The 14276-nt window shown below is 67.8% G+C and carries 14 protein-coding genes; 6 read left to right on the top strand and 8 right to left on the bottom strand.

The features are described from left to right. Nucleotides 1-156 precede the first annotated feature (156 nt). Nucleotides 157-2538: a chitinase C-terminal domain-containing protein gene (locus JC616_RS07715; protein ID WP_319792928.1), complete on the top strand. Its 2382-nt coding sequence runs from the start codon at nt 157-159 to the stop codon at nt 2536-2538. An 8-nt stretch (nt 2539-2546) separates the two neighbouring features. On the opposite strand, the gene JC616_RS07710 is transcribed toward JC616_RS07715, so the two are convergent. Continuing rightward, nucleotides 2547-2852 (bottom strand): hypothetical protein, encoded by a 306-nt coding sequence (locus JC616_RS07710; RefSeq protein ID WP_146176695.1) that lies wholly within the window; start codon nt 2850-2852, stop codon nt 2547-2549. Between the two features lie 17 nt (nt 2853-2869). Between JC616_RS07710 and sgrR the strand changes: the two genes are divergently transcribed. The 4 genes from sgrR (at nt 2870) to JC616_RS07690 (ending at nt 6868) form a co-directional block, all read left to right on the top strand. Continuing rightward, nucleotides 2870-4552, top strand: a complete 1683-nt coding sequence (sgrR, locus tag JC616_RS07705; RefSeq protein ID WP_227107603.1) for an HTH-type transcriptional regulator SgrR — start codon at nt 2870-2872, stop codon at nt 4550-4552. A gap of 108 nt (nt 4553-4660) precedes the next feature. Beyond that, nucleotides 4661-5206 carry a MarR family winged helix-turn-helix transcriptional regulator gene (locus JC616_RS07700; protein WP_107800256.1) on the top strand — a complete coding sequence of 182 codons (546 nt, stop codon included), beginning with the start codon at nt 4661-4663 and terminating at the stop codon, nt 5204-5206. Beyond that, nucleotides 5203-6417 (top strand): cyanate transporter, encoded by a 1215-nt coding sequence (locus JC616_RS07695; RefSeq protein ID WP_107800257.1) that lies wholly within the window; start codon nt 5203-5205, stop codon nt 6415-6417. Before JC616_RS07700 ends, JC616_RS07695 begins: the two co-directional genes overlap by 4 nt. A 34-nt stretch (nt 6418-6451) precedes the next feature. Continuing rightward, on the top strand, nt 6452-6868 hold the full coding sequence (locus JC616_RS07690; protein WP_227107600.1) for a RidA family protein: 417 nt from the start codon (nt 6452-6454) through the stop codon (nt 6866-6868). Nucleotides 6869-6937: 69 nt separating this feature from the next. Here the strand turns inward: JC616_RS07690 and JC616_RS07685 are convergent, their stop codons facing one another. The 7 genes from JC616_RS07685 to JC616_RS07655 all read right to left on the bottom strand — a co-directional run bounded on the left by JC616_RS07685 (nt 6938) and on the right by JC616_RS07655 (nt 12418). Beyond that, complete coding sequence (locus tag JC616_RS07685; RefSeq protein ID WP_227107598.1) at nt 6938-8212, bottom strand: flagellar assembly protein T N-terminal domain-containing protein; 1275 nt, start codon at nt 8210-8212, stop codon at nt 6938-6940. Then, nucleotides 8209-8850 carry an LPP20 family lipoprotein gene (locus tag JC616_RS07680; RefSeq protein ID WP_227107597.1) on the bottom strand — a complete coding sequence of 214 codons (642 nt, stop codon included), beginning with the start codon at nt 8848-8850 and terminating at the stop codon, nt 8209-8211. Before JC616_RS07680 ends, JC616_RS07685 begins: the two co-directional genes overlap by 4 nt. A 109-nt stretch (nt 8851-8959) precedes the next feature. Beyond that, entirely contained in the window at nt 8960-9877 is a 918-nt protein-coding gene (locus JC616_RS07675; RefSeq protein ID WP_227107595.1) for a GlxA family transcriptional regulator, read from the bottom strand. Continuing rightward, nucleotides 9867-10775 (bottom strand): EamA family transporter, encoded by a 909-nt coding sequence (locus JC616_RS07670; RefSeq protein WP_107800261.1) that lies wholly within the window; start codon nt 10773-10775, stop codon nt 9867-9869. Before JC616_RS07670 ends, JC616_RS07675 begins: the two co-directional genes overlap by 11 nt. Next, a complete protein-coding gene (locus JC616_RS07665; protein ID WP_449727709.1) occupies nt 10762-10980 on the bottom strand; it encodes a DUF1737 domain-containing protein in 219 nt (72 codons plus the stop codon). The genes JC616_RS07670 and JC616_RS07665 overlap by 14 nt, the downstream gene beginning before the upstream one ends. A gap of 108 nt (nt 10981-11088) precedes the next feature. Further along, on the bottom strand, nt 11089-11640 hold the full coding sequence (locus tag JC616_RS07660) for an isochorismatase family protein (RefSeq protein WP_107800263.1): 552 nt from the start codon (nt 11638-11640) through the stop codon (nt 11089-11091). A 70-nt stretch (nt 11641-11710) separates the two neighbouring features. Beyond that, the gene (locus tag JC616_RS07655) at nt 11711-12418 is read right to left on the bottom strand and encodes a LysE family translocator (protein ID WP_227107592.1); all 708 of its coding nucleotides are present in this window, start codon (nt 12416-12418) and stop codon (nt 11711-11713) included. A gap of 230 nt (nt 12419-12648) precedes the next feature. On the opposite strand from JC616_RS07655, the gene JC616_RS07650 reads away from it, so the two are divergent. Further along, nucleotides 12649-14097, top strand: a complete 1449-nt coding sequence (locus JC616_RS07650; protein ID WP_107800265.1) for an aminotransferase-like domain-containing protein — start codon at nt 12649-12651, stop codon at nt 14095-14097. Nucleotides 14098-14276 lie beyond the last annotated feature (179 nt).

Genomic DNA, 14276 nt, shown 5'->3' with positions numbered 1-14276 from the left:
GAATACACCTGAAAAAAAGAACAGGTGTGTGCTTAGTCCTTCCCTGCACATGCTTAGGTCCAATACCACTTACATACAACTTTAATACAACTTAAATACAAGTCGGCGCGCCGCGCCGGCCTTTCGCCCCGCCTTTTTCCAAGAAGGAGATGGACTGTGAGCAAAGCCTTACTGCTGCTGAAAACCGGTCTGGCCGGCACCGCCGTGGCCGGCGCCGCGCTGCTGGCCGCCCAGCACGCCCCCACCGCCGCCAAGGCGCCGGCATCCGCCGCCCGCGACGGCCTGATCAAAACCGCGGCCGCCAGCTGCGCCGACCCGGCCTGGAGCGCCGGCTCGATCTACACCGGCGGCCAGCGCGTCAGCTACCAGGGCCAGACCTGGGAGGCCAAATGGTGGACCCAGGGCAATACGCCCTCCGCCAGCGACGCCAGTCCATGGAAATTGATCGGCCAGTGCGACGGCGGCGGCGGCAACCCGACCGAACCGCCGCTGGTGCAAGTGCCTCCGCCCACCGGCAACGCGCTGTGCCGGCCGGAAGGGCTGGCGCGCACCGACGGCGTGGATGTGCCGTATTGCGCGGCCTACCAGAAAGGCGGCGCCGAGCAGTTGGCCAACGGCAGCCGCAAGCGGCTGATCGGCTACTTCACCAGCTGGCGCACCGGCAAGAACGGCCAGCCGGCCTACCTCGCCAGCGACATCCCCTGGGGCAAGCTCACCCACATCAACTACGCCTTCGCCCACGTGGACGGCAACAACCGGCTGTCGGTGGGCGAAAACAATCCCGGCAACCCGGCCACCGACATGAGCTGGCCGGGCGTGCCCGGCGCGGAAATGGACGCCAGCCTGCCCTATAAGGGCCACTTCAACCTGCTGACCCAGTACAAGCGCAAATACCCGGGCGTCAAAACCCTGGTCTCGGTGGGCGGCTGGGCCGAGACCGGCGGCTATTTCGGCGCGGACGGCAAGCGCGTCAACAGCGGCGGCTTCTACAGCATGACCATCAACGCCGACGGCAGCGTCAACCAGGCCGGCATCGACGCCTTCGCCGACTCCGCCGTCGCCTTCCTGCGCAAATACGGCTTCGACGGCGTGGACATCGACTTCGAATACCCGACCTCGATGAACGACGCCGGCAATCCGCTGGACTGGAGCGTCGCCAACGCCCGCCGCGGTTCGCTGAACAAGGGCTTCAACGCGCTGACGCGGACATTGCGCGAACGGCTGGACCGCGCCGCCTCCCAAGACGGCCGCTACTACCAGCTCACCGCCGCGGTGCCGGCCTCCGGCTATCTGCTGCGCGGCATGGAAGCCTTCCAGAGCCTGCGCAACTTCGACTTCGTCAACGTGATGTCCTATGACCTGCACGGCGCCTGGAACGAGTTCGTCGGCCCCAACGCCGCGCTCTACGACGACGGCAAGGACGCCGAACTGGCGCGCTGGAGCGTGTACACCACCGCGCAATACGGCGGCATCGGCTATCTGAACACCGACTGGTCCTACCACTACTACCGCGGCGGCCTGCCGGCGGCGCGCGTCAATATCGGCGTGCCCTACTACACCCGCGGCTGGAAAAACGTCAACGGCGGCAGCAACGGCTTGTGGGGCACTTCGGTGGGCGGCAACTGCCCGACCGGCCTGAAAACCTGCGGCGACGGCGCGGTGGGCATAGACAATCTGTGGCACGACCTGGACGAACAAGGCCGTGAAGTGGGCGCCGGCTCCAACCCGATGTGGCACGCCAAGAACCTGGAGAAAAACCAGGGCGGCAGCTATCTGTCCGCCTACCTGGACCCGAGCAAGCCGGAAAACCAGCTCAGCGGCAGCTATCAGCGTTTCTACAACGACACCCTGAGCGCGCCGTGGCTGTGGAACGCCGGCAAGAAAGTGTTCCTGTCCACCGAGGATGAGCAGTCCATCGCCAAGAAAGCCGCCTGGGTCGACGCCAACAACGTCGGCGGCGTGATGTTCTGGGAACTGGCCGGCGACTACGACTGGAAACAGGAGCGCAACGGCGGCAAGGGCGAGTACTTCATCGGCACCACGCTGACCAGCCTGCTGTACAACGCTTTCAGCAAACCGGCCGCCGTCAGCGTCAAGCCCGCCGCCGCCGCCCCGGCTGCCACCGCCGCCATCGACGTCGGCTTCTCGCTGGACGGCTACGCGCTGGGCGACAGCAATTATCCGATCAACCCCAAGCTGACCATCACCAACCGTTCCGGCAGCACCCTGCCCGGCGGCACCGAGTTCCAGTTCGACGTGCCCACCTCGGCGCCGTCCAACTTCGCCGACCAGTCCGGCTTCGGACTCAAGGTGATCAGCGTCGGCCATAGCGGCAACAATATCGGCGGCCTGAAGGGCGACGCCCATCGCGTCTCGGTCAAGCTGCCGTCGTGGCAGTCGCTGGCGCCGGGCCAGAGCGTCAGCCTGGCCGTGGTCTACTATCTGCCGATCTCCGGCCCGCGCAACTTCAGCGTGACCTTGGGCGGCAAGACTTACGCCATCCGCGAGGAGGCGCCCTACCTGCCTTACCTACGCTGAGATCCGCTTCAATGTCTGGCGCTGGCTCGCCAGACTTTGAACGGGTTCTGAATTCCCTCGTTCTCCTCAGTACCTTCCAAGCCGGGTTCGCCCGGCTTTTTTTCTGCGCCGCCGTCCGCCGGCGGCCGCCATTGCATCAACTCGTTCAAACGCTCCAGCGCCGCCTGCGGCGTCAAGCCGAACACCGGCTTTTTGCCGTCGAGAAAACGCTGGTAAAACAAGAAGGTCGGATCGGTTTTCATCGCTGTGGACTCCCGCTGTGGATGCGAGTATTGTCGGCGCAATATGAGGCAATAAAAATTGCTGACTTTCAATCAGGAAACTTCCTCTTATGTCCGCGCGGCTCGCCCAGCAATACCAGAAGCTCCATCATCACTTCGCCGGCCAGACCGAGGCCGTCTCCCTGCAACAGCTGGCCGACCTGCTGTTTTGCACGCGTCGCCACATGCGCAGCCTGCTGCAACAGATGCAGGCGCAAGGCTGGATAGCGTGGCAGGCGCAAGCCGGGCGCGGCATGCGCTCGCAACTGCGCTTTCTGCAAGCCCCGGAGCAGTTGCAGCGGGAGCGCGCCGCGCAATTGCTGGAACAGGGCCGGGTGGAGCAGGCAGTGGACTTGCTGGGCGACGACCGCGGCGAGCTGGCGCCCTTGCTGTTGGCGCGGCTGGGCAAACGCTGGAGCCAAGACCGCCAGGTATTGGGCGTGCCTTATTACCGGCCCTTACCCAACCTCTACCCCGGCACGCCCTTGCGCCGTTCCGAACGGCATCTGGTCGGCCAGATCTTCAACGGACTGAGCCGGATAAATGAGGAAAAAGGGGAAGTGGAAGGCGATCTCGCCCATCACTGGAGCCAGCAGGGCCCGCTGGAATGGCACTTCCACCTGCGACCGGCGGTGCGCTGGCACGACGGCCGCGAGCTGAGCGTCGCCGATGTCCAGGCCTCGCTGCTGCGCTTGCGCGCGCAGCCGCTGTTCTCCCATCTGCAAGCCGTGCGGCCCTTGTCGCCGCGCAGCCTGGCGCTGGAATTGAGCGAGCCCGACCAATGGCTGCCCTGGCTGCTGGCCGACAGCGCCGCGCTGATCCTGCCGGCCGACCACGCAGCGCGCGCCGACTTCGCCTCGCGCCCGGTGGGCACCGGCCCTTACCGCGTCGCCGCCAACACCCGCCACCGGCTGTGCTTGCAGGCCTTCGACGATTACTTCGGCTACCGCGCGCTGCTGGACCAGGTGGACATCTGGATGATGCCGGAACTGAGCGAACAACTGGAGCACGGCAACGGCCAGGTCTGCGGCCTGGAAGTGCGCATCAATCCGCGCGAGCCCAGCGTGCAGACCGAAATGGCGCTGGAGTCCGGCGTCTACTTCCTGCTCGCCGACGGCCGCTCCCCGCGTCTGCACGACGCCGCGCTGCGCGACTGGCTGGCCCAGGCCCTGGCGCCGCTGGCCGTGATCCATGAAACCGCGCCGGCGGTGCGTCAGTACTGGGCGCCGGCCGCCGGCCTGCTGCCCAATTGGCACCACGCCCAGCCGGCCTTGAACCTGAAGCCGCCGGACGGTCTGAGCGCGCTGCGTCTGGCGTATTACGAGCAGCATCCGGAGTACCAATTGATCGCCGCCGCGATGGCGCGCTGCCTGCGGCCCCACGGCGTGACGCTGGAATGCCTCGCTCTGCCCTACGCCGACTGGGAGCAGGGCCGGGCCGACGCCGATGTGTGGCTGGGCTCGGTCAACTTCGCCACCCGGCCGGAATACTCGGTGGCCGCCTGGGTGCTGGGCACCCCGCTGCTGCGCCGCTGCCTGGAGCCGGCGCTGCCGCTGGCGCAGTGGCATCAGAGCTGGCGCCAGGGCCTGTTCCGCGCCCAGGATCTGTCCGCCGCCGTGGTCCAGCAACGCTGGATGTTGCCGCTGTTTCACAACTGGCTGCGGCTGCAAGGGCCGGCCCAGATGCAGGGCGTGCGCCTCAACAGCCTGGGCTGGTTTGATTTCAAATCCGCCTGGCTGCAAGCGGACGGCTGAAGCGGTTCAAACGCAGGGTCGCCTGATGCCGCGCGAATAATTTCATATAAAGATACTTTAAGTAAAATATCTTCCCAGGAATACATATCCATGACATAATCGCCCCCCATGGACAAGATAGACACCATCATCTCCCAGTGGCGGCGCGAGCGGCCCGATCTGGACAGCGCCAGCATCGGCGTCATCGGCCGGCTGGCGCGGCTGGTCACCCACGTGGAGCGCGCGCTGGCCGACAACTTCGCCCGCTTCGGACTCAAGGACGGCGAGTTCGACGTGCTGGCCACGCTGCGCCGCGCCGGCGCGCCCTACCAGCTATCGCCCACCATGCTCTACACCACGCTGCTGCTGACCTCGGGCGCGGTCAGCAAGCGCCTGGACCGGCTGGAGAGCGCCGGCTGGGTGGAGCGCCTGCCCGACCCCAAGGACCGCCGCGGCATGCTGATCCGTCTGAGTCCGGCCGGACTGGAGCTGATTGAGCGCGCGATGAGCGCCCACATCGCCACCCAGGACACCGCGCTGGCCGCGCTGGCCGCGCCGCAACGCGAACAACTGGCCGCGCTGCTGAGCCAGTGGCTGCAAAGCTTCCCCGGAGAAGCGCAAGCCGAAGCGACGCCCCAAGCTCGCCCCCTCCCCACCGAAAGCAAAACTTCATGAAGCAAGACACCTCCGTTCAGCGCCCGCTGTGGCTGGCGCTGTCCATCATCCTGGTGGGCCTGAACCTGCGCCCCGCCCTCGCCGCCATCGGCCCGCTGCTGGACCAGCTGCGCCACGCCACCGGCATGAGCTTTAGCGACGCCTCGCTGTTGACCACGCTGCCGGTGGCCACCATGGGCGCCGGCGCCTTTCTGGGCAGCTGGCTGGAACGCCGCGCCGGCGCGCGCCAGGGCGTGGTCATCGCCCTGCTGCTGATTTTCTTGTCCAGCGCGCTGCGCTGGCTGCCAACGAGCTTCGGCGCGCTGCTGGCCACCGCGCTGATGGCCGGCATCGGCATCGCGCTGGCCCAGGCCCTGATTCCCGGCTTCATCAAGCAGTATTTCCCGCACAAGGTCTCGGCGCTGATGGGCTTCTACATCACCGCCATCATGGGCGGCGCCTCCCTGGCCGCCGCCGGCGCGCCGTGGCTGGCCGCGCATAGCGCGCATTGGCAAAACGGCCTGGCCGCCTGGGCCGCTCTGGCGGCGCTGGCGCTGCCCTGCTGGCTGCTGAGCGCGCCGCGCCGCGCTCCCGGCGGCGGCTCCGCCGCGCGCGCTCCGCAATTCAGCCGGATCCCGCGCGCCTGGCTGCTGGCCTTTTATTTCGGCATCGGCACCGCGGTCTACGCCAGCTCGCTGGCCTGGCTGCCGGCCTTGTTCGTGCAACTGGGCTGGAGCCAGCAACAAGGCGGCCTGATGCTCAGCTTCATGACCGGCATGGAAGTGGTGTCCGGCCTGACCATCCCGCTGTTGTCGGCGCGCAGTCATGATATGCGCGGCTGGCTGACCCTGGTGTTGCTGGCGGTGCTGGCCGGCTTGCTGGGCATGGTGCTGGCGCCGCACGGCGGCCTGCTGCTGCTGTGGGTGGCGCTGCTGGGCCTGGGCGTGGGCGGCCTGTTCCCGCTGACCATGATTCTGACGCTGCACCACTACGAGGACGCGCGCAACGCCGGCCAGTTGTCGGCCTTCGTGCAGGGCATAGGCTATCTGATCGCCGCGGTGGCGCCCTTCGCCGCCGGCTGGATCCGCGACGCCACTTCCAGCTTCAATCTGGCCTGGCTGTGCCTGGCGCTGCTGATCGCCAGCCTGCTGGTGCTGACCCGCCGCTTCGCGCCCCAGGGCTACGCCGAAGCGATGCAAAACCCGGCCGTCGTCGCCGCGCAGCCCCGTTGATCCCGGGACGGCGGCACACCACAGGAGAGAGTCGATGAGCACAACCGTTCCCTTCCGCCTGAGCAATCCCGCCGGCCTGTACGACCCGGCGCCCAACGGCTATTCCCATCTGGCCATCGTCGACGCCGGCAGCCGCATGCTGCTGGTGGCCGGTCAGGGCGGTGAAAACGCCGCCGGCGAACTGGCCGACGGTTTCGAGGCGCAAGTGCGCCAGGCCTTGGCCAATCTGCGCACCGCCTTGGCCGCCGGCGGCGCCGACCTCGCCCATGTCGCCAAGCTGACAGTGCTGATCGTCGATCACAGCGAAGCGCGGCTGCGCGCCTTCGGCGCGGAACTGGCCGCCGCCTGGGGCGCGCTGCCCACGCCGGCCTGCACGCTGATCCCGGTGCCGCGGCTGGCGCTGGACGGCATGCTGTTCGAAATCGAGGCCACCGCCTTCCTGCCCGCTTGACTCTCCGACGCAAATCCGACGCAAAAAAGCCCGCCGTGAAGGCGGGCTTTTTTTCATTGGCGGCCGCGCTCAGCGCCGCGGCATGAAGCGCACGTAATCGCCTTCTTCCACCTTGCCCGGCGCCTGCACCGCGCCGACGGCGAAATTGGGCTGCACCTGGCTGATGACGACGTCGCCGGCCAGGGTTTCCGGCACGCCCAGCTCGCGCCCGGAGATCAGATCGCGCACCGGCTGCGCGCTCTTGCGCTGATAGACCAGGAATTTATCGCCGACGGCGACGCCGTCCAGCGAGCCGGCGTTGATGTAGACCTGGCGCGGGCCGGCCAATTTGACGATGCGGGCGGAGAACGGAATGCAGGAAATCACCTCGCCTATCCTGCTCACCGCCTGATCCAGCGCCCGGTTCACCGCCTGGCCGTAATCGCTCTGCCAGAACGCCGCCGAGGCGAAGGGCCGCGGCGGATTCGGCGTCACTTCGCCCTTGGCCAGCTCCGACACCCGCTCGCGGGCCAGCAAGGCGCCGGTCAGCGCGTCGTACACCCAGACTTCGGCGTCGAACTGGCGCTCGGTGGGCACGTATTTGACCCCGCCGCCGAACAGGCCGGCGAACGGCCCGTTGTAGAACGTCCCCTGCTGACTGGTGTTGTTGGACTCGTACAGCGATTTGCGCAGCCCCTTGGCGGTGGCGCCGGTGGCCAGCACCCGCCCGGCCACCACGAACTGGGCGTCCTCGGACTGGCCGATGCGGCGGGCGATCTCCGCGCCGGCGGCCGGTTCGGCCACGCGCGCATCCGCGAGCACCGACACCGTGTTGGCGTCCAACAGGCTGTACATGCGGTTGGCGCCCAGCCGCCGCGACAGCTCGGTGGGCAGGCCGGTGGCCAGCTCCGGCATGTCGGACGCCTCCGCCGGGCGGTCCACCTGGAAATACGTGGTGACGATCTTGCGGCGCAGGCTGCGGCCCGGCGGCATCGCGCAGGCGGCCTCCTTGCCGCGCGCGGCGCCGGACGGTTTGGCGGTGTCCACCTCCACCAGCACATGGTAGAGCTTGCCCTGCTGGAACTCCTTCACCACCTTGACCGCGCCCTGCGCCGGCGCCAGCGGCGTCAGCGTGCCGGACTCGCTGCTCCTGCCGTAATCCAGCCCCTGCGAAGCCTCCACCCGCGCGCCCTGGCGCAGCGCCACCATCTTGAGCGCGTCCTGCAGCGCCTGCTCGCGCGCGGCGGCGACGCCGTTGTCCAACGAGGCCACGCCCTCGGCGCGCATGATCTCGGCGCCGGCCGGACAAACAAAAGCCGCCGCAAACGCGGCGGCCAGCAGGGTACGGAAACGAAACCGCATCATTGAGCCATGTAGTAGTTGCTGTTGTAACGCGCCGCGCCGCAATTGCCCTCGGCGCACTGCAGGCCGGACGTGGCGTTTTCCTGCGAAGCCTTCATCACGCTGCCGGTCTTGTCCAGCGCCTGGCGGAACTGCTTGTAGAAGTCCTGATCCAGCGTGATCTCGGCCACCGCCTCGCTGGTGCCGTCCGGCTTCATGCTGTTGGACACGATGTTGACCCCGCGCAGATAGGCGTCCACATAGGTGCGGAAGCTATCGCTGTTGGCGATCATGTTCGACACCGAGCTGTTGCCCACCAGCTTCATGCCCTGCACCTGTTCCGCGATGGCGCGGAAAGCGTCCAGCCGGGCGGCGCGCAAGGCCAGCAGCTTGCGCTGCGACGGTGTCAGGCTGGAGGTGTACGGCGCCGCGCCGCTGCCCACCACCCGCACCACAATGGGCTGATAGGGATTCACTTCCTTGACCACCACCTTGGGCGCTTCGGTTTCAATGCCAGGACCGACGAAACCGACGCCGCTCGGCGTCATCCCCGCCGCGGCGCGCGGCGCCTCGGCAGCCAGCGGCGGACGCTCGGCGGTGGCGCAGGCGGACAAGCCCAGCAAGACGGACAGGAAGCAGGCAACACTGGGAATCGTTTTCATGGCAAATACCGTTGGATATTGCTCGAATTATGAAGCGATCTAAGCGAACGTCAACCGCAACATCGGCATTCCTATGCAAAACTTGAATAAAAACAAAATCCCGCCCGCATCAATGGCCGCCGGCGTCGGCCCGGTTCAATTGCCGCGCCGAGGAAAATCCGGCCGCCAGCGCGGCCTTCTCCTTGGACAGGCCGGCGCCGCGCCACTGGCTGGCCAGCGCCAGGCGCAGCCCGGTGTGATAGTCGTGCACCGACACGCCGGCGTGCTCGCGGAACAAGCGCGACAAATGCCTGGCGCTGACGTGCACCTGGCCGGCCAAGTCCTCCACCCGCCAGCCGCGCGCCGGATCGGCGGCGATCAGGTCCTGCGCCTTGTGCACCGCCGGGTGCAAATGGTTGCGGTGCGTCAGCCACGGCGACAACTCCGGATCCCCGGCGGAACGGCGGAAATACACCACCATGTGGCGCGCCACGTCCCGCGCCAGCGCCGGGCCGGCCAGCTGCGCGATCAGCTGCAGCGCCAAGTCCACCCCCGCGGTGATGCCGGCGCTGCTGCTGATGGGCCCGTCCTGCACGAAGACGCGGTTCTGCTGCACCCTGGCCTGCGGCGCCAGTTGCTGCAAACGCTGCAGCAGGGTGTGGTGAGTGGTGCACTGGCGGCCGTCCAGCAGGCCGGCTTCCGCCGCCAGCAGGCTGCCTGAGCAAATGCTGGCCACGCGCTGGCGGCCGGGGTCCACCCGGCGGCGCAGCCAGCGCACGATCTCGCGCGCCTCCGGCCGCGCATAGGCCTCGATCGAATGCGCGGCGCCGCTGATCACCACCAGCGCCTCGTCCGGCAGCGCTTCCGGCAAGGGCGTCGCGCCTTCAAGGCTCAGACCCAGCGAGGTGGGCACGCCGGCCGCCGGCGCGATGTAATGCGGCCGGAACGGCGCGCCCAGTTGCGCGGCGATGCGAAAAGCGTCGGCCGGGCCGGCCAGATCCACCAGCAGCAGATTGGGCGGCAGTACGAAAAAGATATCAAGCGCCACGCGTCGCCGCTCCCGCGCGCCGGCGCGCCAGCCAGCGCGCGCCGAACACGTTCACCGCCAGCCCGGCCAGCAACAACAGGCTGCCGGCCGCCTGCAGCGCGTTCAGGCGCTCGCCCAGCAGCAGGCCCGAGGCCAGCACGCCCACCACCGGCACCAGCAGGGAAAACGGCGCTACCTTGCCGGCCGGATGGCGCGACAGCAGCCGGCTCCACAAGCCATAGCCAAACAGAGTGGCGACAAAAGCCAGGTAGGCCACCGCGAACAGCGCCTGCGGCGTGAAATGCTCCAAGGCGGCGGCGATGCGCTCGCCCCCTTCCAGCCACCAGGACAGCAGGAAGAACGGAATCGGCGGCACCAGGCTGGACCACACCACCAGGCCCAGCGGCTGCACGCTGTAGCCGGCGCGGCCCATCTGCCTCACCACCACATTGGACAATGCCCAGCTGAAGGCGGCGGCGATGGTCAGACCCAGGCCCACCGCCGTCATGCTGCCGCCCTTGCTCAGGCCTATCAGCGCCAGGCCGCCCAGGGCCAGCAGCAGACCGGCCATCTGACTGGCCTGCCAGCGCTCGCGCAGCCACAGCCCGGCCAGGATCAGGGTGAAGAAGGCCTGCGATTGCAGCACCACCGAGGCGAGGCCGGCCGGCATGCCCAGCTTGATCGCGGTGAACAGGCAGGCGAACTGGCCGACGCCCACGCTGAGGCCGTAGGCCAGCAGATAGCGCCACGGCAGCGCCGGCCGGCGGATGAAGAACAAGGCCGGCACCGCGGCCAGACAGAAGCGCAGGCCGCCCAGCAGCAAGGGCGGCACATCGGACACGCCCCATTTGATCACCACGAAGTTGACGCCCCACACCAGCACGATGGCCAGCGCCTGCAAGAGATCACTCCACGGCATCGCCGCCTCCCTGGGCTTGCGCGCCCGGCCACAGCACCGCCTGGGCGACGATGACGCGCTCGCCGTTGAAGGTGGCCGCCGGCGAGCCGTACAGCCGGTAGCCCAGGGCCAGCGCCTCGCTGACGCGGCGGCAGAAGCCGGCGTCGTCCGGGCCGGTCAGCAGACGATAGACCGGCATGTCGTCGGGCGGAAGGGTGGGCTGCATGCAATTCTCCCATGGCTGCGCGGCGGGCCGCGCCCGCCGCATTCATTTTGGATATCGCTTTACGGTAACATCAGATAGTCGAGATGGCGATGGTCAAATACCCGCCGTTCAGCGCGCCAGCTTGGCCAGCGCCTGCTCCACGCTGACGACGTCGGCGAAACGGCCGGCCAGCACCAGCTCGGTCTTGGCGCGAATCTCCGCCGCGCTGAACACCTGGCCGCTATGCGGATGGCTCATGTCGAAAGTCAGCGTGGCCTCGGTGACGAAATCCACCTCGTAGCCCAAGTCCGACGCCACCCGGGTGGTGGTTTCGCAGCATTGCTCGGTGCGGATCCCGGACACGATCAAGCGCTGGATACCGTGGCGGATGAGCCAGGGCTGCAGGCCGGAATCGGTCAGGGCGTTGTGCACGTGCTTGACGAAGGTGGCGGCCGGCCGGTGGCGCAGCCACTCCAGCGGCCGCACCAGGCCGGACTCGGCGGAAAAGGCGGCGTCGCCGTCTTCGTGCAGAATGTTGATCACCGGCGCGCCCAGTCTCTCGGCGCCGGCGATCAATTGCTGCAGCTTGTCCTGAAAGGCCGGGATCTCGTCTTCCTTCCAATACGGACGGTGGCGGAACGACTCTTGCGCGTCAATCACCAGCAAGGCGGTTTTCTTCATGGCGGTTTCTCCCTCGCGTCCGGGCCGGACGCTATTGAACACAGCCCGAATGCTACGGACTCTCCCGCCTTTATTTAACGCTGATTACGGACAAGCCGCTGTCAAAAACGGACATCGTGCCCACCGCTCGCGGCGGCGCCGGCGCGGCCGCGACCTCGGCCGCCCGCGCCGGGCCCTGCGGCTGGAATTCGTCGTACAACAGCCACAGCGCGGTGGCCGCCATCAACACGCCCATGCTCAGATTGAAACCCAGCAAGGCGCGCGGGCTGGCCAGCCAGGCGCGCAAGCGCTCGCCGGCCCAGGCCCAGACGCCGATGCAGGGCAGATTGACCACGGCGAACACCGCCGCCAGCATGGCCGCGCCCAGCCAGCGCTGACCGTCCGCCGCCGGCATGAACAGGATGGCGGCGTTGATCACCATCACCCAGGCCTTGGGATTCAGCCATTGAAACAGCGCCGCGCCGACAAAGCCCAGCGGGCGCGCCGCCGCGCCCGCCTCCGGCTGGCCGGCGCGGGCGATCTTCCAGGACAGCCACAATAGATAAGCGCAGCCCAGCAGGGCCAGCGGCAACCGCGCGGCCTGGATGCCGTCCAGCAGCAGCGACAGCAGGCTGCCTACCAGGAACACCTGGAAAGCGCAGCCCAGGCTGATGCCCAGCATGTGCGGGATGGTGCGGCGAAAGCCGAAATTGACGCCGGACGCGGTCAGCATCAGGTTATTGGGGCCGGGGGTGATGGACATCACCGCCACGTAGGACAGTAGGGCGAATTCGGGCATGACGGGCTTCACTTTCTTGCTCCGCGCCGGCCGGCGGCGCGGTATGACGATGCATGGGGCCGACGCGGCCCCGCTTTCCCAATCCATGCTACGCAGCGCCTCGCCGCGCCGACAGCCGCAGCTGTCACCTTTCGCGATGGTGACAGCGCGGCGTTTCCTCAAACTGTCACCATCGCCTATCATGGGCACTGTGTCTGTCTACCACCGCCCAAGCGCGGCAAGCTGTGCTCATGGAACCCATTGTCGCCCCCCAAGCCCCCACGCTGTATCAGCAACTGGCCGACGATCTGTCGCTGGCCATCAAGCGCGGCACGCTGCCGCCCGGCGCCAAATTGCCGTCGGTGCGGCGCACCTCGCAAAGCCGCCAGCTCAGCCTGAACACCGTGGTGGCCGCTTACCGGGTGCTGGAAGACCGCGGCCTGATCGAGGCCCGGCCGCAATCCGGCTACTACGTGCGGGCGCGGCTGCCGTCGCCGGCGCGGCCGGCCGCCACCCTCAGCAGCCCGGCGGCGCCCACACGCCCGCAGGTGCTGGGCCTGATCGACACCGTGCTGGAGGCGCAGCAGAACGAGGACTACATCGACCTGGCGCTGGCCTGTCCGCACGGCGGCGACTTCTACCCCGGCGGCAAGCTGGGCCGGCTGATGGGACAGATACTGCGCCGCCAGCCCGGCATGATCAGCCGCTACGCGCTGCCGCCGGGCTCCTTGCGGCTGCGCACCCAGATCGCGCGCCGCGGCCTGGAACTGGGCATGACCTTGCAGGCGCAGGACATCGTGCTCACCCACGGTTGCATGGAAGCGCTGCAATTGGCGCTGCGCGCGGTGACCCGGCCCGGCGACACCGTGGGCCTGGAATCGCCCACCTATTTCAACCTGCTGCCCTTGATCGCCAGCCTGGGCCTGAAAACGGTGGAGATCCCCACCGACCCGCAAACCGGCCTGTCCATCGACGCGGTGGAACTCTTGCTGGCGGAAAAGCGCATCAACGCGTTGGTGGCGATGCCCAATGTGCACAATCCGCTGGGCGCGACCATGCCGCTGGAGGCCAAGAAACGGCTGGCGCGGCTGATCACCCGCCACCAAGTGCCGCTGATCGAGGACGCGCTGTACGCCGAGCTGCAGTTCGGCGACACCCTGTCGCCTGCGGTCAAGGCCTTCGACGACGAAGGCTGGGTCATCGTCTGCTCCAGCTACACCAAGACCCTGGCGCCCGATTTCCGCATCGGCTGGATGGAGGGCGGACGCTTCGGCCACGCGCTGCGCCAGCTCAAATTCGCCTCCTCCGTGGCGGAGCCGGCGGTGCTGGCGGAAACCCTGGGCGCCTTTCTGGAGTCCGGCGGCTACGACCATCATCTGCGCGCGCTGAAGCGGCGCTACGCCGCCCACGTGGAAAAAGTCCGCGGCATGATCGCGCGCCACTTCCCGGCCGGCACCCACGCCACCGCGCCTTCCGGCGGTTTCCTGATCTGGGTGGAACTGCCCGAGGACATCGACGCGGTGGCGCTGTTCCACGCCGCCATCGCGGAAAAGATCAGCATCATGCCCGGCCCGCTGTACTCCCCCAGCGGCCGCTATCCCAACGCGCTGCGGCTGTCCTGCTGCTATCCGCTGGACGACCGCTATCTGGCGGCGCTGGCGCGCGTCGGCGAACTGGCCGGCCTGCTCCGGCGTTCATAAACCCCCGCCGGCAACGCCCGCCGGCGGCGGATCCCGCGCAAGTCCGCGCCCCGCCGCGCGCAAAGACATGTTCAAGACGCGCCGGCGTTTTTATGAACCACTCATATAGCTATTAAGTGGTTGGCCTTTTTGAAATCCATGCCTAACAATGAAGCAAGACCTGACCGCGTCCGCAGCGG

This window comes from Chromobacterium rhizoryzae, from assembly GCF_020544465.1.
Lineage (GTDB): Bacteria > Pseudomonadota > Gammaproteobacteria > Burkholderiales > Chromobacteriaceae > Chromobacterium.
Note: the sequence above shows the minus strand (reverse complement) of the source record. Positions and strands in the feature narration are given on the sequence as shown.

Excerpts from the sequence above, each read along its gene's own strand:
- sgrR (WP_227107603.1), top strand. The coding sequence starts at position 2,870 with ATGTCCGCGCGGCTCGCCCAGCAATACCAGAAGCTCCATCATCACTTC.
- JC616_RS07700 (WP_107800256.1), top strand. The coding sequence starts at position 4,661 with ATGGACAAGATAGACACCATCATCTCCCAGTGGCGGCGCGAGCGGCCC.
- JC616_RS07695 (WP_107800257.1), top strand. The coding sequence starts at position 5,203 with ATGAAGCAAGACACCTCCGTTCAGCGCCCGCTGTGGCTGGCGCTGTCC.
- JC616_RS07690 (WP_227107600.1), top strand. The coding sequence starts at position 6,452 with ATGAGCACAACCGTTCCCTTCCGCCTGAGCAATCCCGCCGGCCTGTAC.
- JC616_RS07685 (WP_227107598.1), bottom strand. The coding sequence starts at position 8,212 with ATGATGCGGTTTCGTTTCCGTACCCTGCTGGCCGCCGCGTTTGCGGCG.
- JC616_RS07680 (WP_227107597.1), bottom strand. The coding sequence starts at position 8,850 with ATGAAAACGATTCCCAGTGTTGCCTGCTTCCTGTCCGTCTTGCTGGGC.
- JC616_RS07670 (WP_107800261.1), bottom strand. The coding sequence starts at position 10,775 with ATGCCGTGGAGTGATCTCTTGCAGGCGCTGGCCATCGTGCTGGTGTGG.
- JC616_RS07665 (WP_449727709.1), bottom strand. The coding sequence starts at position 10,980 with ATGCAGCCCACCCTTCCGCCCGACGACATGCCGGTCTATCGTCTGCTG.
- JC616_RS07660 (WP_107800263.1), bottom strand. The coding sequence starts at position 11,640 with ATGAAGAAAACCGCCTTGCTGGTGATTGACGCGCAAGAGTCGTTCCGC.
- JC616_RS07655 (WP_227107592.1), bottom strand. The coding sequence starts at position 12,418 with ATGCCCGAATTCGCCCTACTGTCCTACGTGGCGGTGATGTCCATCACC.
- JC616_RS07650 (WP_107800265.1), top strand. The coding sequence starts at position 12,649 with ATGGAACCCATTGTCGCCCCCCAAGCCCCCACGCTGTATCAGCAACTG.